This window comes from Actinomadura sp. 9N407, assembly GCF_044326315.1.
Classification (GTDB): Bacteria; Actinomycetota; Actinomycetes; order Streptosporangiales; family Streptosporangiaceae; genus Spirillospora.
Window position 1 is genome coordinate 176,724 of sequence record NZ_JBIRAW010000005.1, and the last position, 25,280, is coordinate 202,003.

23 protein-coding genes are annotated in these 25,280 nt (G+C 71.6%); 19 read left to right on the top strand and 4 right to left on the bottom strand.

Annotated features, from left to right (window positions below; translation table 11 throughout):
* The first annotated feature begins 555 nt into the window (after positions 1-555).
* From ACH34Q_RS10340 to ACH34Q_RS10415, 16 genes are all read left to right on the top strand, one after another.
* Positions 556-1,194 carry a hypothetical protein gene (locus ACH34Q_RS10340; RefSeq protein WP_395982598.1) on the top strand — a complete coding sequence of 213 codons (639 nt, stop codon included), beginning with the start codon at positions 556-558 and terminating at the stop codon, positions 1,192-1,194.
* A gap of 114 nt (positions 1,195-1,308) precedes the next feature.
* The gene (locus tag ACH34Q_RS10345) at positions 1,309-3,273 is read left to right on the top strand and encodes a hypothetical protein (protein WP_395982599.1); all 1,965 of its coding nucleotides are present in this window, start codon (positions 1,309-1,311) and stop codon (positions 3,271-3,273) included.
* Between the two features lie 13 nt (positions 3,274-3,286).
* Positions 3,287-4,249, top strand: coding sequence for an ABC transporter ATP-binding protein (locus ACH34Q_RS10350; RefSeq protein WP_395982600.1), 963 nt, complete (start codon positions 3,287-3,289; stop codon positions 4,247-4,249).
* Between the two features lie 242 nt (positions 4,250-4,491).
* Positions 4,492-5,193: an MlaE family ABC transporter permease gene (locus ACH34Q_RS10355; protein WP_395982757.1), complete on the top strand. Its 702-nt coding sequence runs from the start codon at positions 4,492-4,494 to the stop codon at positions 5,191-5,193.
* Positions 5,194-5,196: 3 nt separating this feature from the next.
* Positions 5,197-6,036 (top strand): MlaE family ABC transporter permease, encoded by an 840-nt coding sequence (locus ACH34Q_RS10360; protein ID WP_395982601.1) that lies wholly within the window; start codon positions 5,197-5,199, stop codon positions 6,034-6,036.
* Positions 6,037-6,043: 7 nt separating this feature from the next.
* Positions 6,044-7,294 (top strand): MCE family protein, encoded by a 1,251-nt coding sequence (locus ACH34Q_RS10365; RefSeq protein WP_395982602.1) that lies wholly within the window; start codon positions 6,044-6,046, stop codon positions 7,292-7,294.
* Positions 7,291-8,328: an MCE family protein gene (locus ACH34Q_RS10370; protein WP_395982603.1), complete on the top strand. Its 1,038-nt coding sequence runs from the start codon at positions 7,291-7,293 to the stop codon at positions 8,326-8,328. The genes ACH34Q_RS10365 and ACH34Q_RS10370 overlap by 4 nt, the downstream gene beginning before the upstream one ends.
* Positions 8,325-9,356, top strand: coding sequence for an MCE family protein (locus ACH34Q_RS10375; RefSeq protein ID WP_395982604.1), 1,032 nt, complete (start codon positions 8,325-8,327; stop codon positions 9,354-9,356). The genes ACH34Q_RS10370 and ACH34Q_RS10375 overlap by 4 nt, the downstream gene beginning before the upstream one ends.
* The gene (locus ACH34Q_RS10380) at positions 9,353-10,432 is read left to right on the top strand and encodes an MCE family protein (protein WP_395982605.1); all 1,080 of its coding nucleotides are present in this window, start codon (positions 9,353-9,355) and stop codon (positions 10,430-10,432) included. Before ACH34Q_RS10375 ends, ACH34Q_RS10380 begins: the two co-directional genes overlap by 4 nt.
* Positions 10,429-11,649, top strand: coding sequence for an MCE family protein (locus ACH34Q_RS10385; protein ID WP_395982606.1), 1,221 nt, complete (start codon positions 10,429-10,431; stop codon positions 11,647-11,649). The genes ACH34Q_RS10380 and ACH34Q_RS10385 overlap by 4 nt, the downstream gene beginning before the upstream one ends.
* Positions 11,649-12,908 carry an MCE family protein gene (locus ACH34Q_RS10390; protein WP_395982607.1) on the top strand — a complete coding sequence of 420 codons (1,260 nt, stop codon included), beginning with the start codon at positions 11,649-11,651 and terminating at the stop codon, positions 12,906-12,908. The genes ACH34Q_RS10385 and ACH34Q_RS10390 overlap by 1 nt, the downstream gene beginning before the upstream one ends.
* Complete coding sequence (locus ACH34Q_RS10395; RefSeq protein ID WP_395982608.1) at positions 12,905-13,435, top strand: hypothetical protein; 531 nt, start codon at positions 12,905-12,907, stop codon at positions 13,433-13,435. Before ACH34Q_RS10390 ends, ACH34Q_RS10395 begins: the two co-directional genes overlap by 4 nt.
* Complete coding sequence (locus ACH34Q_RS10400; protein ID WP_395982609.1) at positions 13,432-14,070, top strand: hypothetical protein; 639 nt, start codon at positions 13,432-13,434, stop codon at positions 14,068-14,070. Before ACH34Q_RS10395 ends, ACH34Q_RS10400 begins: the two co-directional genes overlap by 4 nt.
* Positions 14,067-14,723, top strand: coding sequence for a hypothetical protein (locus ACH34Q_RS10405; RefSeq protein ID WP_395982610.1), 657 nt, complete (start codon positions 14,067-14,069; stop codon positions 14,721-14,723). The genes ACH34Q_RS10400 and ACH34Q_RS10405 overlap by 4 nt, the downstream gene beginning before the upstream one ends.
* On the top strand, positions 14,720-15,292 hold the full coding sequence (locus ACH34Q_RS10410; protein WP_395982611.1) for a hypothetical protein: 573 nt from the start codon (positions 14,720-14,722) through the stop codon (positions 15,290-15,292). The genes ACH34Q_RS10405 and ACH34Q_RS10410 overlap by 4 nt, the downstream gene beginning before the upstream one ends.
* Before the next feature lie 113 nt (positions 15,293-15,405).
* A complete protein-coding gene (locus ACH34Q_RS10415; RefSeq protein WP_395982612.1) occupies positions 15,406-16,200 on the top strand; it encodes a hypothetical protein in 795 nt (264 codons plus the stop codon).
* A gap of 83 nt (positions 16,201-16,283) precedes the next feature.
* Here the strand turns inward: ACH34Q_RS10415 and ACH34Q_RS10420 are convergent, their stop codons facing one another.
* The gene (locus ACH34Q_RS10420) at positions 16,284-16,886 is read right to left on the bottom strand and encodes a TetR/AcrR family transcriptional regulator (protein WP_395982613.1); all 603 of its coding nucleotides are present in this window, start codon (positions 16,884-16,886) and stop codon (positions 16,284-16,286) included.
* A gap of 93 nt (positions 16,887-16,979) precedes the next feature.
* Here ACH34Q_RS10420 and ACH34Q_RS10425 point away from each other — a divergent pair, with 93 nt between their 5' ends.
* Positions 16,980-18,149: a cytochrome P450 gene (locus ACH34Q_RS10425; protein ID WP_395982614.1), complete on the top strand. Its 1,170-nt coding sequence runs from the start codon at positions 16,980-16,982 to the stop codon at positions 18,147-18,149.
* Positions 18,150-18,281: 132 nt separating this feature from the next.
* A complete protein-coding gene (locus tag ACH34Q_RS10430) occupies positions 18,282-19,274 on the top strand; it encodes a hypothetical protein (RefSeq protein WP_395982615.1) in 993 nt (330 codons plus the stop codon).
* 66 nt (positions 19,275-19,340) lie between these two features.
* Here the strand turns inward: ACH34Q_RS10430 and ACH34Q_RS10435 are convergent, their stop codons facing one another.
* Together ACH34Q_RS10435 and ACH34Q_RS10440 are read right to left on the bottom strand one after the other, a co-directional pair.
* Positions 19,341-20,135: an SAM-dependent methyltransferase gene (locus tag ACH34Q_RS10435; protein WP_395982616.1), complete on the bottom strand. Its 795-nt coding sequence runs from the start codon at positions 20,133-20,135 to the stop codon at positions 19,341-19,343.
* Positions 20,136-20,200: 65 nt separating this feature from the next.
* Positions 20,201-21,544, bottom strand: coding sequence for an FAD-binding oxidoreductase (locus ACH34Q_RS10440; RefSeq protein ID WP_395982617.1), 1,344 nt, complete (start codon positions 21,542-21,544; stop codon positions 20,201-20,203).
* Between the two features lie 100 nt (positions 21,545-21,644).
* Here ACH34Q_RS10440 and ACH34Q_RS10445 point away from each other — a divergent pair, with 100 nt between their 5' ends.
* Positions 21,645-22,103 carry a MarR family winged helix-turn-helix transcriptional regulator gene (locus ACH34Q_RS10445; protein WP_395982618.1) on the top strand — a complete coding sequence of 153 codons (459 nt, stop codon included), beginning with the start codon at positions 21,645-21,647 and terminating at the stop codon, positions 22,101-22,103.
* An 88-nt stretch (positions 22,104-22,191) separates the two neighbouring features.
* Here ACH34Q_RS10445 and ACH34Q_RS10450 read toward each other — a convergent pair whose 3' ends face one another.
* Positions 22,192-25,263: a PQQ-dependent sugar dehydrogenase gene (locus tag ACH34Q_RS10450; RefSeq protein ID WP_395982619.1), complete on the bottom strand. Its 3,072-nt coding sequence runs from the start codon at positions 25,261-25,263 to the stop codon at positions 22,192-22,194.
* Positions 25,264-25,280 lie beyond the last annotated feature (17 nt).

Here is a 25,280-nt window from a genome sequence, read left to right on the forward strand (position 1 = left end):
CCGGGCCCGACCCCAGGGCCGGCGGGATGGTCCCGAACATATGCCTCCATTAGCTCATCGGCAAGGGACGCGCCCCTTTTGAATTGGTGCGCCGGTGATAACGGCCCAGTCGTTATCAGGAGGCCCGACGGTATTTATGGCCGATGAGCAGCACCCCTCGGCTTCGGGGCCGTGTGCGGATCCGATAACCGCCGGCCATGCGCGGTCCGTACGTGACTGACAACCCGGGGGAGTGGTCGGCGGAGCGCCGCGGCCCCTGTCACGCCCGGTGTTACCGAAGGGTACGCAGTCGCGTCCAGCTTCCTCAAGATCGTGGACTAACTCGGTGACAAAGACCGGGAAGAAACGCTGGATTTCGATGAGGAAACAGCTCGTGACCTATTGAACCGGGCTTCCGGAGCGACGTACCTTCCCTTCCGAACCGGACGGTACGAACCGGCCGGGGGTCATTGCTGCCACTGGTGAAGGAGCCGCCTCAGCCGCAACCGCACAGAATCCGCCGGTCAGTGCCGTCTCCGAATGAGCTCGTCAATTCCGTAAAGGAAACACCTGACCATGAGCAAGAAACTCGGCAGCATCCTCGCCGGCGCGGGCCTGGCGGCCGCGTCCCTCATCGCCCTGGCCGGCCCCGCCCACGCCACAGACTGGACCGTCAGCCCCGGCGGCAACGTCACCGCCGCCAACGCACCCTTCACCAAGGTGATCGCCAAGGACCCCCTGCGGGGCACCCAGGCCGCCTGTTCAACGGCTTCCGGAGCCGGTACGGCCGTCTCCGGAACCGTCGGCTCGGGGACCGGTGTCGTCTCGGTCACCTCGCTGTCGGCCTCCAACTGCATCGGTCCGGCGAACGCGGCCGTGAACATCACCATGAACAACCTGCCCTGGTCCATGGACGCCGTGTCGTACGACGCCGCCACCGGCGTCACCACCGGCAGCGTCACCGGCATCAAGGCCACGTACAGCAACCCGACGGACGGCTGCGTGGCGACCGTCACCGGACCCGGTGGCGGCGGCGGAAGCGTGAACGGTACCTACACCAACTCCACCGGCCGGCTGGTGGCCGGCGGCGCTTCCACCCTGGAGGTGGCAACCGTCAACGCCTCCTGCTCGCCCGCGCAGATCCAGGTCGGGGACCCCATCACCCTGACCGGCACCCTCGTCGTCAGCCCCAAGCAGACCATCACCAGCCCCTGACCCCAGTGAACCGAGCCCTCTAGGAAACAGGGCCGCACCTCCTGCCCCGTTCGAGGTGCGGCCCGCCTTGGCACCACCTGATCCCACGAGCCACATCGGGAAAGGCCCACCCCCATGCACTGGACTCCCGGACGTACCGCCGCCGGTCTCGCGGCGACCGTCTCGATCGTCGGCCTGGCGCCGGGCGCCGCCCATGGCGCCGCCGATATCAAGGCGACGCTGTCCTACCAGTGCGCGACGGCCTCCGGGCTCCAGAAGGCGACCGTGCGGATCTCCGGGAACGCCCCCGCGACCGGTATCCCTGGGAAGCCGCTCAGAATCGGCCCCGTCACCGTCACGGTGACCGGTGGCGAAGGAACCACCGGCCTGCTCGAAAGGACGACCGGCGGCGGGCAGGCCGGTGGCATCATCACCCTCTCGGTCACCGCCGGTCAGGCGGGTGGCGACCATGTCGACGCGCAGTGGCCGCCGCTGCTGGTGACGTCCGCGGACCCGGCCGCCGTCTCGGCCACCGGGCAGGTTCCGTCCGTGACGACGGCCGCCGGCGGCGCCGTGACATGGCGCGTCAGAGACCTCGTGATCACTCCGGTCGGGTCCGGCCGGCCGGTGAAGTGCACGGCCGACAAGGAGGGCGTGCTCGCCACCGTCCCGGTCCGGGGCGCGGCCGGAGCGCCTCCCGGTACGGCCGGGAACCCGGCCGCGAGCGACCGTGCCCGCCGGGCGGCCACGGGGCCGGTTCGACTCGTCGAGGATCTGCCGCCGTGCGACCCGAAGCCGGAGTGGACCTGGAACCCGGACCCGGACCTGCAGATGCCCGATCCGCCTCCGGGCTCGACCCCGAACTCTGAGACCGCTTACGACCCCGCATGCGGGCGGTTGGCCCTTACCGCCAACATCCTGAAGGCGGATGCCGCGACCCTGACCGAGGGCATGGCCTCGCTGCACTACAGCGCGGGGACCTGGATGCACAGTGACCTCAACTACCTCCGGATCGACAACTTCGGCACCGTGGCCGTCCGTCCGGCCACGGCCACCACCCTGGGATTCGGTTTCCTGCCGACCGCGGCGACCAGTGAGATCCGGCAGGAAGGACTCGCCAACATCTCTGGGATCACATCTCCGCCCGGCAGTCCCGGCGGGCCTGGTCCGGACCGCGCCATCGCGAAGTCGAAGGCGAACTTGCGGGTCACCGAGATCAAAGCGAACGGGGTCACCGTCCCGGTGGGCGCCCGGTGCGGCACCGCGACCCCGGTGAACCTGACGGTGCACCGGGACTTGGGCCGGCAGAGCATCTACGACCCGGGTCTGTACACCGGTACGGCCACCATCCCACGGTTCGCTCGATGTGGAGTCGGCGAGGACATCAGCCCGCTGCTGACCGCGTCGGTCTCCGGTCCCGGCAACACCGTCGAGGTCAACCAGAGTGGATTGTGCTTCCTGGGGCACAACGATGGGCGGCCGTGCGTTCCGGGGCCGATAGCGAACACGGCATGGACCGTCAAGCCCGGCGGAACGATCACCGCTACCGCCACCGGTGTGACGATCGGCGACATCGACACGACATCAATGATCACTTGCGCCACATCGAAGATCACGATGGACGCGGATCTCTCCCACCGGCAGGGCCGGATCGCCGCGATCACGGACTTCTCCTTCGATGGATGCACCGACCTGGACGGGGTTCCCTACGAGGTGTCCGTCCTGCCGTACAGAGATCGCCGCTTCTCGGGGACCCGCTATGACCCGGCCACCGGATCGGCGCTGCTGAACACCAAGATGCGGCTCCGGATCAAGGGCGCGGACGGCTGTACCGCCGACATCGGCAATGGAGCCGCGCCTCCTCATGAGCGCGTACAGAACTTGAACGCCGTCTACGACAACCAGACCCGCACGCTCCACATGCTGGACTTCAGCAATTTCGTCAGCATGTGGGTCAACTCCTCCTCTGGTTGCTCGGGCTGGCAGCGGCAGTCCGCAGGGACAGCTGGGATCTTGATCGGCCTCAACATCCTCGACTACACCGAGACCGGCATCTACACCCTCGACCCGGAACAGACCATCACCGGTCCGACGCCCTGATTGGAACGGGACCTTGGGTATCGACATCCACGTCGAGGGACTCACCAAATCCTTCGGCCCGCAGGTGGTCTGGCAGGACGTGAGCCTCACGCTGCCGGCCGGTGAGGTCTCGGTGATGCTCGGGCCGTCCGGCACCGGCAAGACCGTCTTCCTCAAGTCGCTGATCGGGCTGATCAAGCCCGAGCAAGGGCGGGTGCTGGTGGACGGGACCGACATGGTCGCCGGCAGCGACCGCGAGGTGTACCGGGCGCGGCGGAGGTTCGGGCTGATGTTCCAGGACGGCGCGCTGTTCGGGTCGATGAACCTGTTCGACAACATCGCGTTCCCGCTCCGGCGGCACACCCGGACGACCGAGGCCGACATCCGGCGCAAGGTGCTGGAACGGATGGCGATCGTCGGCCTCGACGGCGAGGAGCGCAAGCTGCCGGGGCAGATCTCCGGCGGGATGCGCAAGCGGGCGGGACTGGCCCGCGCGCTCATCCTCGATCCGCAGATCATCCTGTGCGACGAGCCCGACTCGGGGCTCGATCCGGTCCGCACCGCGCTGCTGTCCCAGGTCCTCCTGGACGTCAACACCGTCACCGACTGCACGATGCTGATCGTCACCCACAACATCGAGATCGCCGCGACCCTGCCCGACAACATCGGAATGCTGTACCGGCGGGACCTGATCGCCTTCGGTCCACGCGAGCTGCTGCTGACCTCCGACCAGCCCGCCGTGGCGCAGTTCCTGCACGGCGGCGCGCGCGGTCCGATCGGCATGGCCGAGGAGACGGACGGCGCCGAACACGCGGTGGTCCGCACCCTGACCTTCGACATCCCCGGACAGATGGTGCCGTCCCCCGGCCTGCCCGAGCGCGCGGGGGCGCGCCGGCACCACGCCCGGGTGATGGCCCGGCTGAACGACCTTCCCGTCTCCGCCCGGGAGGCGATCGTCGCCAGGCGCGCCGGCCCGCCTCCGTCCCCGACCCTCTGACCGCACCCCGACCGCACCGACCCCGACCGCTCCGGCCCTTCTGCTCGAACCGACCTTCTGATCGCAGAGGAACCCCCCTTGTCTCCTCCACGGCCCGCGCCACCACCCCTGTACGGAGCGCCCCAGCGAATGCGCCACAGGGACGATGCGCCGTGACCGCCCCGCAGGCCGCGAGCGTTCCCGGCGCGGGCGCGCTCCGGCAGACCGGCCGGCTCTTCCAGCTGGCGGCCACCGTCATCTCGATGAGCTTCCGGCGGCCGTTCCAGTTCCGGGAGTTCGTGGGCCAGCTCTGGTTCATCGCCTCGGTGACGATCCTGCCGACGGCGCTGGTGTCGATCCCGTTCGGTGCGGTCATCGCGCTGCAGGTGGGATCGCTGGCCAAGCAGCTCGGCGCGCAGTCGTTCACCGGCGGCGCCTCGGTGCTGGCGATCGTCCAGCAGGCGTCGCCGCTGATCGTGGCGCTGCTGGCCGCCGGGGCCGCCGGGTCGGCGATCTGCGCCGACCTCGGCGCGCGGACCATCCGCGAGGAGATGGACGCGATGGAGGTGATGGGCATCTCCCCGATCCAGCGGCTGGTGGTGCCCCGGGTGCTGGCCTGCATGGTGGCCGCCGCCGCGCTGAACGGGCTGGTGTCCTGCGTTGGGGTGGTCGGCGGCTACTTCTTCAACGTGGTGATGCAGGGCGGCACGCCGGGCGCGTACCTGTCCTCGTTCGCCGCGCTCGCGCAGCTCCCCGACCTGTACGTCGGGGAGCTGAAGGCGCTGATCTTCGGCTTCACCGCCGGGGTTGTCGCGGCGTACCGGGGCCTGAACCCCCCGCCGGGGCCCAAGGGCGTCGGCGACGCGGTCAACCAGAGCGTGGTCATCACGTTCCTGCTGCTGTTCTTCACCAACCTCGTGATCACCGGCATCTACCTGCAGGTCGTCCCGATGAAGGGGGCCTGAGGCATGGCGAACGTCGCGCTGCGCCGCCGGGTGAGGTCGCTGGCCTCGATGTCGTGGCTGGAGGGCGCCGGCGACCAGTTGCTGTTCTACGTACGGGCGCTGCGGCACGCTCCGCGCGCCGCCGTCCGGGACACCCGGGAGTCGCTGCGCCTGCTGAGCGAGGTCGCGTTCGGGTCGGGCGCGCTCGGGATCATCGGCGGGACGGTCGGCGTCATGTTCGCCATGACGGTGTTCACCGGCACCGTCGTGGGGCTGCAGGGGTACGCGGCGCTGGACCAGATCGGCTCGTCGGCGTTCACCGGGTTCATCTCCGCCTACTTCAACACCCGCGAGATCGCGCCGCTGGTCGCCGGGCTGGCGCTGTCGGCCACCGTCGGCGCCGGGTTCACCGCGCAGCTCGGCGCGATGCGGATCAACGAGGAGATCGACGCGCTGGAGGGGATGGGCGTCGAGCCGGTCCCGTACCTGGTGGCCACCCGGGTCATCGCGGGCACCGTGGCGATCATCCCGCTGTACGGGGTCGGGCTGCTGTCGTCCTACCTGGCATCTCGGCAGATCACCGTCTGGTACCACGGGCAGTCGCAGGGCACCTACGACCATTACTTCAACGTCTTCCTGTCGCCCGCCGACGTGATCTACTCCTTCGTCAAAGTGATCATCTTCTCGGTGATGGTGATCCTGGCGCACTGCTACTACGGGTTCCGCGCCACCGGCGGGCCCGCCGGGGTGGGGGTCGCGGTCGGCCGCGCGGTACGGACCGCGATCGTGCTGATCTCCCTCACCGACTTCTTCGCCTCGCTGGCCATCTGGGGCGCGACCACGACCGTGAAGATCGCGGGGTGAGGGCGCGATGACCACCATCCTCGCCAGGCGGCGCCGCGAACGGCGGCTGAAGCTGGTCTTCGGCGTCGCGTTCCTGCTGGTGCCGACGCTGCTGATCTGGCTCTCGGTCGCGATCTACAACAAGGACTTCGCGACCGAGACCGCCGTGACCGTCCGGGCCTCGCTGGTCGGGCACGACCTGCACGAGGGCGCGGACGTGAAGGTGCGCGGCGTCGTCGTCGGGCGGGTCGCCTCCGTCGAGCCGGACGGGACGGGCGCGACGCTGCGGCTCAGGCTCGACCCGGCGCAGGCGAGACTGATCCCGGCGGACGTGCGCGCGCAGATGCTGCCGACGACGGTGTTCGGCGAGCGCTACGTGTCGCTGATCTCCGAGTCCGGGAACGCCGGGGGCCGGTTGCGCGCGGGCGCCGTGATCCCGCAGGACCGCACGAGCAACGCGATCGAGCTCCAGCAGGTGCTGCGGTCGACGATGGCGCTGCTCACGGAGCTGAAGCCCGCCGAGCTCTCGGCGACGCTGATCGCGATGGCGCAGGCACTGGAGGGACGCGGCGACCGGCTCGGCGAGAACCTCGTCCAGCTCGCGGCCTACCTGCGCAAGCTGAACCCCCACCTTCCCGAGCTGAACCGCAACATCTCCCAGCTGGCGGAGTTCGCGAACCACTACGCCGACGCCGCCCCCGACCTGCTGAACGCGCTGTCGGACCTGTCGGTGACCACCCGTACCGTCGCCGACCAGCGGGCGAACCTCTCGCGGCTGTACGGCTCCACCACCGGGGTCGCGCAGCATCTGGAGACGTTCCTGCGGGCCAACGCGCCCAACATCATCGAACTGTCCGCGAACTCGGTGGGCCCGCTGACCACGCTCGGCCGGTACGCCCCCGAATATCCGTGCCTGTTCCGCACGCTGACGACGCTCGTACCGCTGATGGACCGCGCGCTCGGCAAGGGCACCGACCGTCCGGGCGCGCACGTCACCCTCCGCGTCGTCCGCCACCGCGGCCGCTACCTCCCGGGACGGGACGCGCCGCGCTTCACCGGCAACGGGCCGGGGCCGCGCTGCTACGGGACGCCGTACCGGCCGGGCAACGCCATCGATCTGGCTCCGAACGGACCAGGGGAGCACACCTTGATCAACGAACTGGGCACCGCGGCGGGGCAGGGGCCCGTCCCCGACTGGGGCGGCCTGCTCATCGGGCCGCTCTACCGCGGCGCGAAGGTCACCGTCACCGAGGACGGCCCGGCCGGGGACGGCTCGTGAGCGCGCCGCTCGCCGCGCCGCTGGCCAAGTCGCTGGCGTTCCTGGCCGTCACCGCCACCGCGACCGCCGTGCTGGCCGCGTCCATCAGCAACGTCTCCGGCGGCGACGCCCACACCTACCACGCCGTGTTCACCGACGTGACGGGCCTGAACAAGGGCGACACGGTCAGGATCGCCGGGGTCCGGGTCGGCCAGGTCAAGACGATCGGCGTGACCGGGCGGCGGCTCGCGCGGGTGAGCTTCACCGTCAGCGCGGACCGCGACCTGCCCGGCAGCAGCACCGCGGCCGTGAAGTACCTGAACCTGGTCGGGCAGCGGTACCTGGACCTCGGCCAGGGCGCCGGAGCCGGCGGGACGCTGCCGCGCGGCGGGACGATCCCGTCCACGCGCACCACCGCCGCGCTGTCGCTGAACGCGCTGTTCACCGGGTTCCAGCCGCTGATGGCCGCGCTGTCGCCGTCCGACGTCAACGGGCTGTCGCAGTCGATCATCGACGTGCTGCAGGGCCAGGGCGGCACGATGCACCAGCTGGTCACCTCGATCGGGTCGCTGACCAGCACGCTGGCCTCGCGGGACCAGGTGATCGGGCAGCTGATCACGAACCTGGACGCGGTCGTCCGCACGGTCAACGACCGGGACCGGCGGCTGGTGGCGCTGATCACCACGCTGCGCGGGCTGGTCTCCGGGCTCGCCGCCGACCGGCGGCAGATCGGCGGGTCGCTGGCGGGGATCGGCGAGCTGACCAGCTCCACCGCCGGCCTGCTCGACGACGGCCGGGCACCGCTGCGCACGTCCATCGCGGGACTGAACGACCTGGCCCGCAACCTCGACAAGAACCGCACCGTCCTCGAACGGTTCCTCACCACCACGCCCGGCAAGATGGCGGCGATCTCCCGTACCGCCTCGTACGGCTCTTGGGCGAACTTCTACCGCTGCGAGATCCGGGTGACCGGCGCCTCGTACACCGACGGCCGCCCGCCGCCGACCGGCATCCCGATCACCGACGACCGCTGCAAGCCGGGCGGTGGCCGATGAGGACCCGCTGGAAGCCCGTCAGGGACCGCAATCCCATCGGGGTCGCGTTCACCGCCATCGCCGTCCTCCTCGGCCTGCTCGCGGCCGCCGCCAACGCCGACGACCTGCCTGTCATCGGCGGCGGCACCGGCTACACCGCCTACTTCTCCGAGGCGGCCGGGCTGAAATCGGGGCAGGAGGTCCGCGTCGCCGGGGTGAAGGTCGGCGAGGTCACCGGCGTGCGCCTGGTCGGCCCGAAGGTCCGGGTCGAGTTCCGGGTCCGCGAGACCTGGATCGGGGACCGCAGCACCGCCACCATCATGATCAAGACGCTGCTCGGCGGCAAGTTCCTGGCCCTGGACCCGCTCGGCGCGCGGAAGCAGGAGCCCGGGACACCGATCCCGCTGACCCGGACGGTGGCGCCCTACGACGTCATGCGCGCGTTCGACGACCTCGGCACCACGATCGGTCGGGTCGACACCGGCAAGGTCGCGCAGTCGCTGACCGTCCTGTCGCAGACCTTCAAGGACACCCCGGCGGGCGTCGGCCAGGCCCTGGACGGACTGTCGGCGCTGTCCACGACCATCTCCTCCCGGGACGCCCAGCTCGCCCAGCTGCTGGACGGGACCAAGCGGCTCTCCGGAACGCTCGTCTCGCAGAACGCCCAGTTCGCCTCGCTGCTGCGGGACGGCAACCTGCTGCTGGCCGAGCTGACCAGGCGCCGCCAGGCCATCCACGCGCTGCTCACCGGAGCGGCCGACCTCGGCGAGCAGTTGCGCCATCTCGTCGACGACAACAACGCCGAACTGCACTCCGCGCTCACCTACCTGGACAAGGTCACCGACGTGCTCACCCGGAACCAGGGCAACCTCGACAAGGTGCTGTCGCTCACCGGCACCTACGTCCGCCTGTTCAACAACGCGGCCGGCAACGGCCGGTGGATCGACGGGTACCTGTGCGGCGCCGTCCCGCCCGACTACGTGTCCGGGTCGGGATCCGCCTACACCCCGCCGAGCACCTGCCTGCCGCCCCGGGAAGGTGGACGATGACCCGCCCCAGTCCGGCCCTGTCGGTGCTCTTCGCCGTCATGCTCGCCGCCGTCCTCGGCATCGTCCTGTGGCCCCGGCCGCCGGGCCCCTCGATCACCGCGTGGTTCGCCAGCGGCGTCGGCGTCTTCTCCGGGTCGAGCGTCCGCGTCCTCGGAGTCGAGGTGGGACGGGTCGACGCGGTCACCCCGAGAGGGCGGCAGGTGAAGGTCACCATGACCCTCGACCACGGCGTACGGATCCCCGCCGGCGCCCGCGCCGTCATCGTCGCGCCCTCGATGGTGAGCGACCGGTACGTCCAGCTCACCCCCGCCTACACCTCGGGGGCGACGCTCGCGTCCCGGGCGGTGCTCGGCACCGACCGCACGGCCGTACCGCTGGAGCTCGACCAGCTGTACGACGCCGTACGCACGCTGAGCCGCGACCTCGCGCCCAACGGCAAGTACAACCCCGACGGTGCCCTGTCGGAGGCGATCGGCGTCGGCGCGGCCAACCTGGAGGGCAACGGCCAGAAGATCAACGACACGGTGGCGGCGCTGGGCAAGCTGTCCAGGACGCTGAACGGCAGCGACGACGACCTGTTCGCCACCGTCAAGAACCTCGCGGACTTCTCCGGGATGCTCGCCGCCAACGACGACCAGGTCAGGACCGCCGAGCGGCAGCTGGCGACGGTGTCGTCGTTCCTGGCCCAGGACCGCGACGAACTGGCCGCCGCGCTGGCGAACCTGTCGGCCGGGCTCGCCAGGGTGAAGGTCTTCATCTCCGGCAACCGGGCCCTGCTCAAGAAGGACATCGACAAGCTCGCCAGGCTCACCCGTACCATCGCCGACCGGCGGGCCGCGCTGGCCGAGGCACTCGACACCGCGCCGCTGGCCACGTCCAATGCCCTGAAGGCCTACGATCCCCTGACCGGGACGCTGATGGCGCGCGCGGATCTGCTGGAGGTCACCGCCGCGTACGGCAGGCGCGGCCCCGGCCCGCTGTGCGGTACCGCCGCCCCCGGCGCATGCGGGCCGTCCGCCGAACCGGCCGCACCGCGGCTGCCGCACCCGCTGCCGGCGGCGGGAGGCGGCTCATGACCCGCCGCCCGGCGCTCGCCGCCGCCGCGCTCACGGCGGTCGCCCTCACCACGAGCGCCCTCACCGCGGGATGCTCGGTGGGCGTCCAGGACGTCACCCTGCCCGGCGGCGCGGACCTGGGGGACCACCCGTACACCGTCCGCGCCCGCTTCGCGACGGTCCTCGACCTCGTCCCGCAGGCGGCGGTCAAGGTCAACGACGTGACCGTCGGCCGGGTCGGGGAGATCACCCTGCCGCGCGGTTCCTACACCGCCGAGGTCACCCTGCTGGTCAACGGCAAGGTCCGGCTGCCCGCCAACGCCGAGGCGTACCTGGAGCAGTCGTCGCTGCTCGGCGAGAAGTACGTGCAGCTCGCCGCACCCAGGAAGGAGGCGCCCACCGGCCGGCTGGCCGACCGCGCGGTCATCCCCGTGGAGCGGACGTCCCGCAACCCGGAGGTCGAGGAGGTGCTCGGGGCGCTGTCGCTGCTGCTCAACGGTGGCGGCCTCACCCAGATCCAGACCATCGCCAAGGAGCTCAACAGCGCGCTGGGCGGCAGGGAGAAGGAGATCAGGGACGCGCTGAACCGGCTCAGCGACCTCAGCGCGAACCTCGACTCCCACCGGGCCCAGATCGTCGCCGCGCTCGACGGCCTCAACCGGCTGTCGAGCACCGTGGCCGCCCGCGACGACCAGGTCGCCGGGATCCTGACCGACCTCACCCCCGGCCTGAAGGTGCTGGAGGAGCAGCGCGGCCAGTTCGTCACCATGCTCGACGCCCTCGACGACCTGTCGAAGGTGGCGGTGAAGGTGACCCGCGACGGCCACGACGACATCATCGCCGACCTCCAGGGCCTGGCCCCGACCCTGCGCAGGCTCGCGGACTCCGGCGACGATCTGCCCGCCTCCCTGCAGGTCCTGCTGACCTTCCCGTACACCGACCAGGTGATGAGCGGCATCAAGGGCGACTACATCAACGTGTACGCGACGATCGCGGCGGCCAAGGGCTTCTGCCCGATCGAGCCGACCGTCCCCATCGACCCGCCCGAACCCGATCCGGCCGCCCTGGCGCGCGCCCTGGCACTGCCGCTGCCCGCCGCCGGGTGCAGCCGTCCCTTCGACCCCAAGTCCAAGGCGGCCCCGACCCTGCCCACCGCCCCGAGGCAGCCTGCGGCCCCCAGCCCCGGGCCGACCCTGCCCAAGCCGGAAGGCGTCCTGCCCACACTGGGAGGCGGCTGATGTTCACCCTCGTCACCCGCGTCAAGCTCGTCGCCTTCGCGGTGCTGGCCGTCCTGGTGACCGGCTACATCGCGATCGGGTACGCCGATCTCGGCCGCCTGGTCGGGCTGGGCGGCCACTACACCGTCCACGCCGACCTCGCCCAGACCGGCGGGCTGTTCCCCGGCTCCTCGGTCACCTACCGGGGCGTCCAGGTCGGGAAGGTCGGCGGTGTCCGCCTGCACGGCACCGGCGTCCGCGCCGATCTGCGGATCGACCACGGGACGCGGCTGCCGTCCGACCTGGCCGCCGCTGTCGCCAACCGGTCCGCCGTGGGCGAGCAGTACATCGACCTGCGGCCGGCCCGCGACGGAGCCCCCTACCTGCGGGAGGGCGCGGTCATCGCGGCGAGTACGCCGGCGCCCGTCACCGACACCCTCCAGGCGGTGAACGACCTCGCCGCCTCCGTCCCGCTCACCGATCTGAGCACGCTCGTCGCCGAACTGGGCCTCGCCTTCAGGGGGCAGGGGCCCAACCTCCAGGCGCTGCTGGACGAGTCCGCCGCGTTCACCGCCTCCGCCGACGCCCACTTCGAGGACACCCTCGACCTGATCAGGAACGGCAACATCGTCCTGAAGACGCAGAACGAGGAGGCGGCGGCGCTCAAGAGCTTCGCCGCGAACTCGGCCCTGCTGGCGCGCCGGCTCCGCGACTCCGACGCCGACCTGCGCACCCTCATCGTCAGCGCGCCGCCCGCCGGTACCCAGATCGAGCTGCTGCTGCGCGAGTCGGGGCCGCAGCTGTCGGTCCTGCTCGCCAACCTGAACACCGGTTCGCGGATCGCCGCGCCCCGCACGTCCCAGCTGGCCCACCTGCTGGCCGACCTGCCCGCCATCGGCGCCGTCGGCGTCACCGTCACCCGCGACGGCAGGATCGGCCTCAGCGCGGTGAACACCTTCTTCAACCCGCTGCCCTGCGTCACCGGGTACGGCGGGACGATCTACCGGGACGGCGCCAACCTGTCCGCGCCGCCGCCCCTCAACGCCGCCGCCCGCTGCTCGCTCCCGGCCTCATCCGGTGTCAACGTCCGGGGCTCGGCGAACGCCCCGCACGCCGGCGTACCCGAGGCCGCCGTTCCGGGCAGCGGGCTCCCGGCCGCCGCCGCGGGTCCCGCGCTCCCCGGTGCGCTGAGCCTGCCCACCACGCCGCTCAAGCCCGGCGGCGACCTGGCCGCACTGCTTCTTCCGGACGCCCCGAGCAAAGGTGGTCGGCAGCCATGAAGCCACGAAGAATGCCACTCGTCACGCCGTTCAGAACGGCAGGACTGGCAGCAGGGGCGGCGGTGCTGGCCTACGCGTCCCTCACCTGGATCCCCGGCCTGAACCCGCTGCGCGACAGCGCGGCCGAACCCGACGGGCGCGCCCAGGTCGTCGCGGCGGCCTCCCGCCATCTCACCGTCCTCACGACGGCCGACCCCGCCGACGCGCCCGCCACCTGGCGGCGGTGGCTGGACTCCAGCACCGGGACGCTCCACGACCAGTTCGCGCGCGACCAGCGGACCGGGACCGCGAAGCTCGCCGCCGGACGCCTCAAGGCCACCGGCACCGTCACCGCGATCGGCGTCACCGGTTACAGCGGCCCCGGCGCCGACGCCACGGTCATCGCCTCCGTCCTCGTCCGGATGACCTCGGGCGCTCCCGAGGAGGCACGCCGCTACCAGGCCACCGTCCGCCGTACCCCGCAAGGCTGGAAGCTCGCCTCCCTGACCGCGTTCAGCCCGCCCACGCCCGGAACGGGAGCGCCATGACGACGACGAGTGACACGGCCGGCCCGGCGTCGGACCACCCGTCCGAGCCCGGGGAAGACCTGCTCGAGCAGGAGCAGGGCGAGGAGGAACGGCCCGAGGACGGCGCTTCCGGTACGGAGGCGGAGCGGCGGCCGGGACGCGGCCGGTGGATCGCCGCCCTCGCGATCCTGGCCGGTCTCGCCACCGGCGCGACCGTGGCGCTGACCACCGCCCCCGGCGACGGCACCGGCGGCGGCACCGCCGGCGAGGACCAGGCCCGCGCCGCACTCACCGGCGAGATCAGCGCCACCCTGGGCGCCGCTCTCTCGTACGGCCCCGGCACCGTGGACGCGACCGGCCAGGCGGCCGACCGCGGTCTCACCGGCGTCGCCGCCGCCCAGCACCGGTCGCTCATCGCCAGGGTGAAGACCGAGGCCCCACGCCAGCGCCTCACCGTCAGGACCCGGGTCACCCGGGCGGCGGTCATCAGCATGGGCCGTGCGGACGCCACCCTGCTGGTCTTCGTCGACCAGGTCAGCTCGCGACCGGGACGGAAACAAGGCACCGCCGGCACCGCCCTGACGGTCACCGCCGAGAGGACCGGCGACCGGTGGCTGATCAGCGCGCTCGCCTCGGCCACGAAGGAGCGACCATGACCACCGATGCCATGGACGGCACCACCGAGGCGAAGGACCCGCCGGAGAGCAGGTCCCCGGACGGGAAGGAGCCGGAACCAGAGCCGGCGACCAGGAGCCCGGCCGTACGGGCGGCGCGGGCCAAGGCCGCCGTCCGGGCCCGTCCGCGCACCACACGCAAGGTGCTCGCCCGGGTGAGCGTGGCCGCCGTGCTGGCCGCCGCGCTGTTCGCGGGCGCGGCCACCTGGCGGTACGTCCAGAACGACGACGGTGCCCGGCATCGAGCCGGCCTGCGGGACCAGGTGGCCGCCGCGGCCACCCAGGACGTCATCAACCTCAACACCCTCGATCACCGCACCGCCGCCGCAGATCTGGACCGGTGGCAGAACTCCGCGACCGGCACGCTCTACGCCGAGATCGCGAGCGGCCGCGTCCGGCTGGCGGCCGACGCCGTCAAGAACAAGACCGTCAGCAGCGCCTCGATCCTGTCCGTGGCGGTCACCGAGGTCGACGAGCGGGCGGGCAAGGCGGCCGTGCTCGCCGCCGCCCGGGTCACCGTCACCCGACCCGACGGCACCGCGGGCGTCACCGTCAGCCGCCTGGTCGGCCAGATGGCCCGCACGCCGGCCGGATGGAAGATGTCCACGCTCTCGTCCGCCGGAGGTGGCGAATGACCCGCACGGCCACGACCCTGCGGCGGGCGCTCACCCCCGTACGCCGCGCCGCGGCCCTCGCAAGGCGCGCGGCACCACCCCGGCGGTTCGCGCTGCCGGTGCTCGCGGTAGCCCTATGCGCCTATGGGGGAGTGGCGTGGCACGCCGCAGCGGACGCGCGCGAACCGCGCGCCGGTACCGCGCTGGTCGACGCCGCCACCACGGCCGACGTCAAGGGCCAGGTGACGCAGGCCGTCAGCGCCGTCTTCTCGTACAACCACGCCGATCCGGGCCGGACCGACGCGGCCGTACGGCTGGCGCTGACGGGAGCGGCGCGCGGCCAGTACACCAAGCTGTTCACGCCCACCCGGCAGGCCGCCGACAAGCAGAAGTCGATCCTCACGACCACGGTGACCCACAGCGGTGTCACCAGCCTGCGCGGCCCGAAGGCCCGGGTGCTCGTCTACGCCGACCAGCGCTCGACCGGCACCGCCGACGGCCGCCAGTCCTCTTCGGGGGCGGTGATCCTCGTCCACGCCGAGCGGGCCGGCGGGACCTGGCGGATCAGCGGCATCGACACCTTCACCTGACCACCTGACGACCTGACCGCCTGACCGCCTGACCCGCCCATGTCTCCGGACCCCGCCACAGGTCCGGTATCGCCGCCGGTGACCCACCCCCCCACCACGGAAAGGCACGCTCCGTGAAACCGACCAGACGCCTCACCGCAGTCCTCGGCACCGCCGTGCTCGGCACGGCCCTCACCGCCCTGTCCCTGGCCGCCCCCGCGCACGCCGCCCCGGCCAAGGCACCGGCCGGACTCGCCGAGACCATTCCGACCTTCAACTACGACGACTGCCCGGCGCTGCCCGCAGGTGCCGAGAAGTCGGACTGGAACTGCTTCGTCGCCATCACCACCTCCGGCCGGTTCCAGGTCGGCACGTTCGACCAGCAGATCACCAGCCCGATCACCCTCACGTTCGCCCAGGGCTTCGACGCCGAGGGCAACTCCCACACCCGCTTCGGGAAGCTGCGCGCGGACAAGATGCTCGTGCGGCCCGGCATCTTCGGGGACCCGATCGTGACCGCCGTCTACGCCAAGCCGGTGTACGTGGGCGGGTTCGCGATCGACAACTACAACATCGACCTCAAACTCAAGATCAACCTCACCAACCCGTTCCTCGGCGGGACCTGCACCATCGGCTCCAACTCCAACCCGCTCGACCTGAAGCTCATCACCGGAACGACGAGCCCGCCGGCGCCGAACACCCCGATCAGCGGCTCCCCGCCGCAGGTGGTGTCCCTCGACCCGTACGTCCTCAAGCTCACCAACGTCGACAACGGCTTCGCGGTCGGCGGCGCGACCGGATGCGCCCTGAACTTCGGGCTCGTCAACCACATCGTCAACAGCCAGGCCGGTGTTCCGGCGGCCGGCGGCAAGAACACGATGGTGTTCAGCCAGTACGCCAGCTACAAGAGCTACCTCTTCCTCCCGTAGTCGAACGGCTCGGTCCGGCCGGGCGGGACAGGACACGTCCCCTCGGCCGGGCGCCGATCCGATCGGCGGAAGGCGGGCCGGGCTCAGCCGGAGGGCGGGTCCTGCCGCCTGGCGGGTACGGGCTGGGCGGCATCGATCACGCCGTGCACGCTGCGGTGGATGCGGTCGGCGGCCTGGCCGGGGTCGGGCCGGCCGGCGTCGAGCCAGGCGATGACCGCCTCGGTGGTGAGGGTGGGGATCAGCCGGGACGCCCAGTCCAGCCAGGGACCGGCCGGGATGAGCCGGGCGAGGTTCTTCTGCGCGATCTCGGCGGACGCGGTGGTGATGAGGTCGACGAACTCGCGGAAGTCGGGTTCGCGGGCGGCGTGCCGGAACAGCAGCCGGAAGCCGTCGGGGTCGGCCGAGGCGGCGCGGAGCAGGGCGGGGATGGCGTCGTCGCCGAAGTCGTCGGTGCCGGTGGCGTCGGACAGCCGCTCGCAGGCGCGTTCCAGCACGGTCCGGTACAGGGCGGCCTTGGAGTCGAAGTGCCGGTACAGGATGACGTGGCTGATCCCGGCCTCGGCCGCGACGTCGTCCAGGCCGGTGCCCGCGTAGCCCGAACGGGCGAAGGCGCGGGTGGCCGCGTTGAGGATCTGCTCGCGCCGCTGTGCGCGGGGCATCCGCCGGGTCGGCTCCGCTGCGGTCATCGTCCGCTCCCTCCCACTTGTTAAAGCCATCCTAGACAAGTAGCTTTGTTTAAGTTGACTTATACAAGTAGACCTTAGCTTAGGGAGTGCGCGATGACCGTACGACTGCCGTTCGAGCAGACCGATCCGCTGCAGGTGGCGCCGCTGCTGCGCGGGCTCCAGCGCGAGGGGGACGTGCACCGCGTCCGGACCGCGGTGGGGCACGAGGCCTGGCTCGTCACCGGATACGACCGGGTACGGGCACTGCTGGCCGACGACCGGCTCGGCCGCTCCCACCCCGAGCCCGAGAAGGCGGCCCGTACGGGGGAGTCGGTGCTGTTCGGAGGGCCGATGGGCGACTTCGACACCGAGGCCGCCGACGGAGCGCGGCTGCGCGCCCTGCTGCAGCCGCAGTTCTCACCCAAGCGCATGCGCGCGTTCCGCCCACGGGTGGAGGAGCTCACCGCCGGGCTGCTGGACGATCTGGCCGAGCACGGATCACCGGCGGACCTGCACCAGGCGCTGGCGCTGCCGCTGCCGATCCTGGTGATCTGCGAGCTGCTCGGCGTGCCGTACGCCGACCGCGAGCGGTTCCGCGCCTGGTCCGAGGCCGCCGGCGACACCCGCGACCGGGCCCGCTCCGAGCAGGGACTGGCCGAGCTGTTCGGGTACGGCCAGGCCCTGGTCGCGGACAAGCGCACCAAGCCGGGGGACGACTTCATCTCCCGCATGTGCGCCGAGGGCGAGGTCAGCGACGACGAGATCGCCATGATGGCGATGGCCATGCTGTTCGCGGGACACGAGACGACCGTGGTGGCGATCGGCATGGGCGCGCTGTGCCTGCTCACCCACCCGGCCCAGCAGCAGGCCCTGGCCGACGACCCCGGCCTGGTCACCTCGGCGGTGGAGGAGATGCTGCGCGCACCGGCCAAGGGCGGCGGCGGCATTCCCCGTTACGCCCGTACCGACCTGGACATCGCCGGGATCCGGGTGCGCGCGGGCGAGCTGGTGCTGCTGGACAACGGCGCCGCCAACCACGACCCCGGGATCTACCCCGACCCGGACCGGTTCGACGTCGCCCGCCAGGCCGCGCCGCACCTGTCGTTCGGGCACGGCGGCCACTACTGCATCGGAGCCCCACTGGCCCGCATCGAACTGCAGGCCGTCTTCGCCCAGCTCATCACCCGCTTCCCGGCCCTGCGGCTGGCCGTACCGGTCGAGGACCTGCGAGTCCGCTCCGACGTGCTGACCGGAGGCCTCACGGCCCTCCCGGTGGAGTGGTGACGAACCGCGTACCGGTGCGGGCACTCCGACCGGCGCCGGCCTGCGGCGACGCAATTGTCGACACTAGAGCGCCCCGATCGCTGGCAGCGTTCGACCCTAGACAGGGGCCGGGTGTCCGCATACACCGATTCTGTGACTAACGAGGAGTTTCGTACCACCGCCAAGCGCAGGACCTTCCTCTCCCTGTCGACGGCCGCCGTCACCGCAGGCGTCGCGTTCCACGGCGGTCCCGCCGCCGCGGCCGGACCGGACCGGGACGGCCCCGGCAGGCCCGAGACCGCCCGGCCTCCGGACGCGGAACTGCGCGCGCTGCTGCGCGACATCGACCGGCACCGCATCGAGGCGACCGTCCGCAAGCTGGTGGGCTTCGGTACCCGCCACACGCTGTCCAGCCAGGACGACCCCGCGCGCGGGATCGGCGCCGCCCGCGACTGGATCCTCGCGGAGATGCAGCGGTACGCCGCGTCTTCCGGTGGCCGCATGACCGCCGAGCTGCAGTCCTACATCCAGGAACCGGCGTCCCGTATCCCCGTCCCGACCAGGATCACCAACGTCGTCGCGACACTGCGCGGCTCCGCCGCCCCCGACCGGATCTACGTGGTGTCCGGGCACTACGACTCCCGGGTCATCTACCGGCGCGACCGCTACCTGCGCGGCGGGGACCACATCGGCTTCCTCGAGCAGGGATACCCCGCCGCGCGCTTCACCGAGCCGCACGAGAACTTCGACCACCAGCACCAGGACGTCCGGGTGGAGAACGGCAGGCAGTACGGCGACCTCCCCGAGTTCTGCGACTTCGCCTACATCGCCCGCGTTTCCCGGGTGAACGCCGCGACGCTCTGGTCCCTGGCCCAAGCGCCCGGAACCCCCAAGAACGCCCGTGTCCGTACCGACCGGCTCACCAACGACACCGACCTGGTCTGGGCCCGCGGCACCGAACCCGACCTGGCCGGGTACGAGGTCGTGTGGCGCGAGACCACCGCACCGGACTGGGAGTACGTCATCCCCGTCGGGAACGTCACCGAGGCCCGCGTCGACCTGTCCAAGGACAACGTCTTCTTCGGTGTCCGCGCCGTCGACCGTGCCGGGCACCGCAGCCCCGTCGCCTTCCCCGTACCGTCCTGACCACGGGCGTCCTGACCACGGGCGTCCTGACCACGGGCGTTCTGACCATGGGCGCGAGCCAAGGGCTCAGGGCTTGACGCCGACGCCCGCCGCCACCTTGAGCTGGGTCGGAGGCGCCGACTCGTCGGGCCACCAGTCCTGGACGTCGACGACCCCGGGATCGAGGACGCGGAAGCCGTCGAAGAACGTGGCGATCCGGTCGCGCGACCGGAAGCACATCGGCGACGGCGAGCCCGCCGAGATCTCCTCCAGCTTGGCCCGCGCACCGGGATCGCTGCCGTCGGAGCAGAACTGGGAGAGCATCATGTGGCCGCCCGGCGCCATCCGGTCGCGGAACCGCGCGACCAGGCCCGCCGGGTCGTCGGCATCGCCGACCAGGTGGAAGAGCCCGACGAACAGCACCAGCAGGGGCCGGTCCCAGTCGATCAGCCCGGCCAGCTCGGGCGCCTCCATGATCGAGTCGGGCTCGCGCACGTCGGCCTCCAGCGCCGTCACCCCGGGGACACCGGCGAGCAGCGCGCCGTTGTGCACGGCCACGATCGGGTCGTAGTCGACGTACACCACGCGCGCGTCGGGATTGACCGCCTTGGCGCTCTCGTGCACGTTGGGCCTGGTCGGGATGCCGGCACCGATGTCGAGGAACTGATCGATCCCGGCCTCGGCGCACATCCGCGTCACCCGCAGCAGGAAGCGGCGCTGGGCGTTCCCCAGCACCGGGAGGTCGGGGGCCAGCTTCATCACGGCGCCGGCCATCTCACGGTCGACCGCGTAGTTGTCCTTCCCGCCCAGTACGTAGTCGTAGGCGCGGGCGTGGCTCATCACGGTCGGATCGATGCCGGGAGGGACGAACTCCTGAGTCATGATCAGTTACCTGTCCTTGCGAACGGCGTCCCCCGAGCCTTCGCCAGCATAACGGCTGAGCGAGGTCACGATACGGACGTGTGGCGGCGGGGCTCCGGGACGGCCGCGCGGTTCGCCGGAGGAATGGTGTGGCCCAGCCGGAAGGCGTTGTCCGGGTCGTAACGGCCCTTGATCTCCCGCAGGCGCCGGTGGTTCTCCCGGGTGTAGGCGGTCTCGGTGGCCTCGGGGTCGTGCAGGAAGTTCAGCAGGGAACCGCCGGTGGCGTGGGGGCGCAGCGCGGCGGCCAGGCCGGGCGGATCGTCGTCGACGATCACCGAGAGGTGGGCGTCGCGGTGCCCGGCGCCGCCGGCACCGGGTCCCGGGTCGGCGATCGTGCCGCCCCAGTGCCTGATCTCCACATTCGCCCGTGCGGAGACCGTCACCAGCGTCTCGATCACCGGATCGGGGAGGCGCTCGAACAGCTCCAGGCGCCGTGGCTGCGTCCCGCCCATCTCGGCCTCGGCGTAGCGCATCGGGCGCATGCCGTTGTGGAGCATGGGGCCGGCGGCCCGCCACAGGGGATCGAGCAGCCGCGCGCCCTGGCCGGCCTCCCCGGCGTACATGGCCTTGATCGCGAGCACTCGCCGCCCGCGCACGTGGCCGGGGACGTCGGGGTCGTCGGGTGCCCGGGTCAGCAGTACGGCGGTGCTCAGTTCGCCGGGGGCATCCGCCGTCCAGTCGCGGTAGCGGGCCAGGGTGTCGGCGGCCCCTTCGATCGGGAAGTAGGCCGTGCCGGCCAGGACGCTCTCCACCGGATGCAGCCGGAACTCCAGCGAGGTGACCACGCCGAAGTTGCCGCCCCCGCCGCGCAGCGCCCACAACAGGTCCGGGTGGCTGTCCGGACTCGCGGTGATCAGGCGGCCGTCGGCGGTGACGACCTGCGCGCGCAGGACGCTGTCGGCGGCCAGGCCGTACCGGCGGCCCAGCCATCCCCATCCGCCGCCGAGCGTGTAGCCGGTCACGCCGACGCCGGCGTGCGATCCCGACAGCGGGGCCAGCCCGAACGGGGCGGCGGCGTCCAGCACGGCGCGCCAGCGGGCGCCGGGCCCCACCCGCGCGATCCTGCGGTCGGGGTCCACCAGGACCGCGGCCATCCGCGAGGTCTTCAGCAGCAGGCCGCCGTCGCACGGGACCCGCGTTCCGTGACCCGTGGCCTGGACCGCCGCCGGCAGGCCGTACTCGCGCGCCGCGCTGATGGCGGCGCGGACGTCCGCAGCGCCGGTCGCCTCCGCGATCAGTGCGGGCCGCGGATCGATCGGCGCGAACGGGGCCTGCCGCTGCTCCTCGTAGCCGGTCTCGCCCGGCCGGTGGACGGGGCCGCTGAAACGCAGGGCACGCAGGGCACGTGCGGCGGATGAGGTGGAGGACATGATCGTTCCCTTCGGTTCGCGGCTCGACAGGCGGCTGGGAACCACGATATAGTCACGATACTTGATAGTAAAGCTTCGTGACTAAATTGAGGGCGGGAAGATGGAACCGGATCTGGGCATGCTGACCGGTCGGCTGATGCGTGCCGTACAGGAGGAGCTCTTCCAGGGCCTCGCCGAGCAGGGCCACCCCGACGTGCGGCCCCGGCACGGGACCGTCCTGGCGTTCCTCGGCCCGGACGGGGCGCGCGCCACCGACCTGGCCGCCCGCTCGGGGCAGCACAAGCAGATCGTCGGCACGATCGTCGACGAGCTCGTCGCGCTCGGCTACGTGCGGCGCGAGCCGGATCCCCGTGACCGCCGTGCCAAGCTGGTCGTCCCGACCGAGCACGGCCTCGACGAGGTCGCCAAGGCCCGCGCCATCCTCGCCGCGATCGAGCGCCGCCACCGGGACACGCTGGGCGCCGGGCCGTACGCCGCGTTCAAGGAGACGTTCCAGCGCATCACCGAGAACCAGAGCGCCTGGCGCGAGGCCCGCGAAGCGCACGGGCCCGGGAACTGAGGGTGCGTCCGCGGCAGGGCGGTTCGGTGGAGACGGGTGTCCCCGGCGAGCGGGAGGTGGGGCTCGCCGGGGACACGGCCTTCAGGGATCAGGAAGCGACGACCGTGAACTTCACGCTCCGGGTCACGCTGTGCCCGGCCCGGTCGGTGGTGGTCACGACGAGCTCGTGCTCGCCGGCGCCCAGCCGCGACAGCGGGATCGGCCTGCCCGACGCGATCCCGTCTCCGTCGATCCTTCCCTTGAGGGTGGTGATGCCCGAGGTCGCGTCCGTCGCGGTGAACACGGGCCTGATGGTCTCGCCGATGCCGTACCGCCTGGCCTCCACTCCGCTCACCGACAGCACCGGAGCGGTCTTGTCGATCTTGAACTTGGCCCTGCCGACCTCGGACAGGTTGCCCGCGCTGTCGACGGCCCGGTAGCGGATCCGCGTCTCGCCCTCCGCGCCGAGCACCAGTCCCGCCGTGGGGACGTTCACCCAGGTGGCGCCGCCGTCCAGCGAGTACTGGCGGGCCGACACCGCGCCGTCGTCGCTGGCGTCGACCCGGACGGTGACGTTGGTCTTGTACCAGCCGCGCGAGCCGTTGGGCTCGGCCGGATCAAGCGTCAGCCTGGCGGTCGGCGGCGTCGCGTCGGCCACGCCGTCGCCCTGGAAGCCGAACGAGTCGACGTCCAGCCCGCCGGTGGACGTGACGTACAGGCGGCCGGTTCCCTCGGGCGCCCTGCGGAGCCCGGTGGTGACGGTCCGCCAGCCGGAACCGCCCGGCACCCGGACGGTGGCGAACGGCCTGGCGGTCGGCGAGTTCCAGCGCAGCGACAGCGTACCGGCGCCCGCGACCGTGGTGTCCACCGCGTCGATGCCGGTGAAGTTGACCGGGTCGTAGGCGATCCAGTCGCCGGCGTCGAACGAGGTGATCTTGAACTTGCCGGACGCGGTGTCGTCGGCGGTCCTGGTCACCCCGCTGCTCGCGTCGCCGTGCTCGGCCTGCAGCAGCTTCGGGTTGACGATGAGGGTGTCCTCGCCGAGCGCGCTGGGAACGCCGTTGGCCCCGTTGTCCCGGTAGCTCACGACGACGACGCCGAAGATGTTCTCCGTCTCGCCGTGCTCGGGCGCGCTCGCCGGGGTCGGCCACGCGCCGCTGCAGCCCGTACCCGTGGTCTCCGGATGGGCGTGGGCGTCATGGCCGAGGCCGAACGTCCACTGGACCCGGCTGCACACGGGGCTGTCGCCGTCCTCGGCGTCGGTCACCCCGATCGTGAACGGGAGCGGTTCGCCCCAGTCGAAGAAGCCGCCGTCGGCGGGCTTCCGGATGGTCACGTCGGGCGCGGTGTTGCCCACGGTGATCTCGGTCGAGGTCAGGCCGGCCCGGCCACCGGAGTCGGTGACGCGCAGCCGTGCGATGTACTGCCCCAGGTCGGTGTAGGTGTGGGACGCCGTCGCCCCGGTCGCGTCGAACGTACCGTCGCCGTCGAAGTCCCATTCGTAGGTGAGCGGCCCGGTCTCGGCGTCGGTGGACGTGGAGGCGTCGAACGCCACCGTGAGCGGTGCCTCGCTGCTCGACGTCCGGTCCACCTTGATCCTGGCCTGCGGTGTCTTGTTGTCGGGGGAGTAGTCGATCCGGTAGAGGCCGGCGTCCGGGTTGGCCCGGAAGAAGCCGTCGCCGTAGTCCAGGACGTACAGCGACCCGTCGGGACCGAACTCGATGTCCATCGGGCTGTCGGTGATCGGAAGGGCGGCGGTCCGCAGCGCGCTGTTGGGCAGGAAGTGCTCGATGCCGGTGACCGGCCCGTCGGGATGCGTCACGCTGAACGCCGCCAGGTAGTCCTGGGAGAACTCGGCGAAGAACGCCTTCTTGTCCCAGTACGCGGGGAACTTGCTGGTCGAAGGGTTGTCCGGGTCGTAGTTGTAGATGGGACCGCCCATCGGCCCCTGGCCCCCCTGCGGCTCGAAGTCGACGAGCCCGGCCCACTCGGCGGGCTGGTGGGTGGCGTTGTCCCCGTAGTAGAGGTCCGCGGGTACGGCCGGGGGCAGCTGCTCGATGCCGTCGTTCCACCGCGAGGTGTTCCTGGGGCCGGCCGCGCAGTCGAACCATTCACGCGGCTGCGAGGTCGCGAAGTTCCAGTCGTTGTAGTTGAAGTTGTCGCCGGTGCAGTACGGCCAGCCGCTGTTCATCGGCTGGCCGATCGGCGTGATGTTCCATTCGACGTAGCCGAGCGGCCCGCGCTGCGGGTCGCCGGTTCCGGCGTCGGGCCCGTAGTCAGCCCACGACAGGGTGCCGGTCCCGGGGTCCACGTCGATCCGGAACGGGTTGCGTACCCCGGTCACGAAGATCTCCGGCCGGGTCCCGGCCGTGCCGGGTGCGAACAGGTTGCCCGCGGGGACGCTGTACGAGCCGTCGTCCGCCACCTTGACCCGCAGGATCTTCCCGCGCAGGTCGTTGCTGTTGCCCGCGCCGCGCCGGGCGTCGAAACCGGGGTTCATGCCGGGCGCGTCGTTGTTGGGCGCGTAGCCGGCGGCGCCCGGCGTGCCGGCGGGCGTGTTGTCGCCGGTGGCGAGGTAGAGGTTGCCCGCCTCGTCCCAGTCGAGGTCGCCCGCGACGTGGCAGCACTGCCCGCGCTGGACCTCGACCTTGATGATGACCTGCTCGGTGGACAGGTCGAGCGCGCCGCCCGTCCACTTGAAGCGGGAGAGCTGGTTGTAGCCCTTCCATCGGTCCCAGTACGACTCGTCCTCGCCCGGGGGCAGCGAGTTGGGCGCCGAGCCGGTCGGTGTCGTCTCCGGGTACGGCGCCGTCATCGTCTTGGGCGCGTAGTAGACGTAGACCCATTTGTTCTGCTCGAAGTCCGGGTCGACGGCGATCGTCTGGAGGCCGTCCTCGGAGTTGGCGTAGACCGGGATGGTGTTGATGACGCGGGTGATGCCGGTGGACGGGTCGGTCATCCGGATGTCGCCGTTGCGGGCGGTGTGCAGGACGCGCCGGTCGGGCAGCACCGCCAGGTCGATCGGCTCGCCGACGTTCTTGGTCAGGGTGATCTTCTCGTAGCTCGACCACTCGGTGGCCGGATCATGCCCGGGATGGGCCTGGGCCGGCGCGCCGAGCGCCGTCAGGACGAGCGCGGCGGCGGCCGTGAGGGCGCCGAGCGCAGCCGAAACACGCTTCATGGTGCTGCTCCTCTGGA

Bases quoted from the DNA above. Each gene is read 5' to 3' on its own strand.
- ACH34Q_RS10440 (WP_395982617.1), bottom strand. From the start codon at position 21,544: ATGTCCTCCACCTCATCCGCCGCACGTGCCCTGCGTGCCCTGCGTTTC.
- ACH34Q_RS10410 (WP_395982611.1), top strand. From the start codon at position 14,720: ATGACCCGCACGGCCACGACCCTGCGGCGGGCGCTCACCCCCGTACGC.
- ACH34Q_RS10445 (WP_395982618.1), top strand. From the start codon at position 21,645: ATGGAACCGGATCTGGGCATGCTGACCGGTCGGCTGATGCGTGCCGTA.
- ACH34Q_RS10385 (WP_395982606.1), top strand. From the start codon at position 10,429: ATGACCCGCCGCCCGGCGCTCGCCGCCGCCGCGCTCACGGCGGTCGCC.
- ACH34Q_RS10360 (WP_395982601.1), top strand. From the start codon at position 5,197: ATGGCGAACGTCGCGCTGCGCCGCCGGGTGAGGTCGCTGGCCTCGATG.
- ACH34Q_RS10345 (WP_395982599.1), top strand. From the start codon at position 1,309: ATGCACTGGACTCCCGGACGTACCGCCGCCGGTCTCGCGGCGACCGTC.
- ACH34Q_RS10375 (WP_395982604.1), top strand. From the start codon at position 8,325: ATGAGGACCCGCTGGAAGCCCGTCAGGGACCGCAATCCCATCGGGGTC.
- ACH34Q_RS10425 (WP_395982614.1), top strand. From the start codon at position 16,980: ATGACCGTACGACTGCCGTTCGAGCAGACCGATCCGCTGCAGGTGGCG.
- ACH34Q_RS10355 (WP_395982757.1), top strand. From the start codon at position 4,492: ATGAGCTTCCGGCGGCCGTTCCAGTTCCGGGAGTTCGTGGGCCAGCTC.
- ACH34Q_RS10420 (WP_395982613.1), bottom strand. From the start codon at position 16,886: ATGACCGCAGCGGAGCCGACCCGGCGGATGCCCCGCGCACAGCGGCGC.
- ACH34Q_RS10380 (WP_395982605.1), top strand. From the start codon at position 9,353: ATGACCCGCCCCAGTCCGGCCCTGTCGGTGCTCTTCGCCGTCATGCTC.
- ACH34Q_RS10435 (WP_395982616.1), bottom strand. From the start codon at position 20,135: ATGACTCAGGAGTTCGTCCCTCCCGGCATCGATCCGACCGTGATGAGC.
- ACH34Q_RS10390 (WP_395982607.1), top strand. From the start codon at position 11,649: ATGTTCACCCTCGTCACCCGCGTCAAGCTCGTCGCCTTCGCGGTGCTG.
- ACH34Q_RS10450 (WP_395982619.1), bottom strand. From the start codon at position 25,263: ATGAAGCGTGTTTCGGCTGCGCTCGGCGCCCTCACGGCCGCCGCCGCG.
- ACH34Q_RS10395 (WP_395982608.1), top strand. From the start codon at position 12,905: ATGAAGCCACGAAGAATGCCACTCGTCACGCCGTTCAGAACGGCAGGA.
- ACH34Q_RS10365 (WP_395982602.1), top strand. From the start codon at position 6,044: ATGACCACCATCCTCGCCAGGCGGCGCCGCGAACGGCGGCTGAAGCTG.
- ACH34Q_RS10400 (WP_395982609.1), top strand. From the start codon at position 13,432: ATGACGACGACGAGTGACACGGCCGGCCCGGCGTCGGACCACCCGTCC.
- ACH34Q_RS10405 (WP_395982610.1), top strand. From the start codon at position 14,067: ATGACCACCGATGCCATGGACGGCACCACCGAGGCGAAGGACCCGCCG.
- ACH34Q_RS10340 (WP_395982598.1), top strand. From the start codon at position 556: ATGAGCAAGAAACTCGGCAGCATCCTCGCCGGCGCGGGCCTGGCGGCC.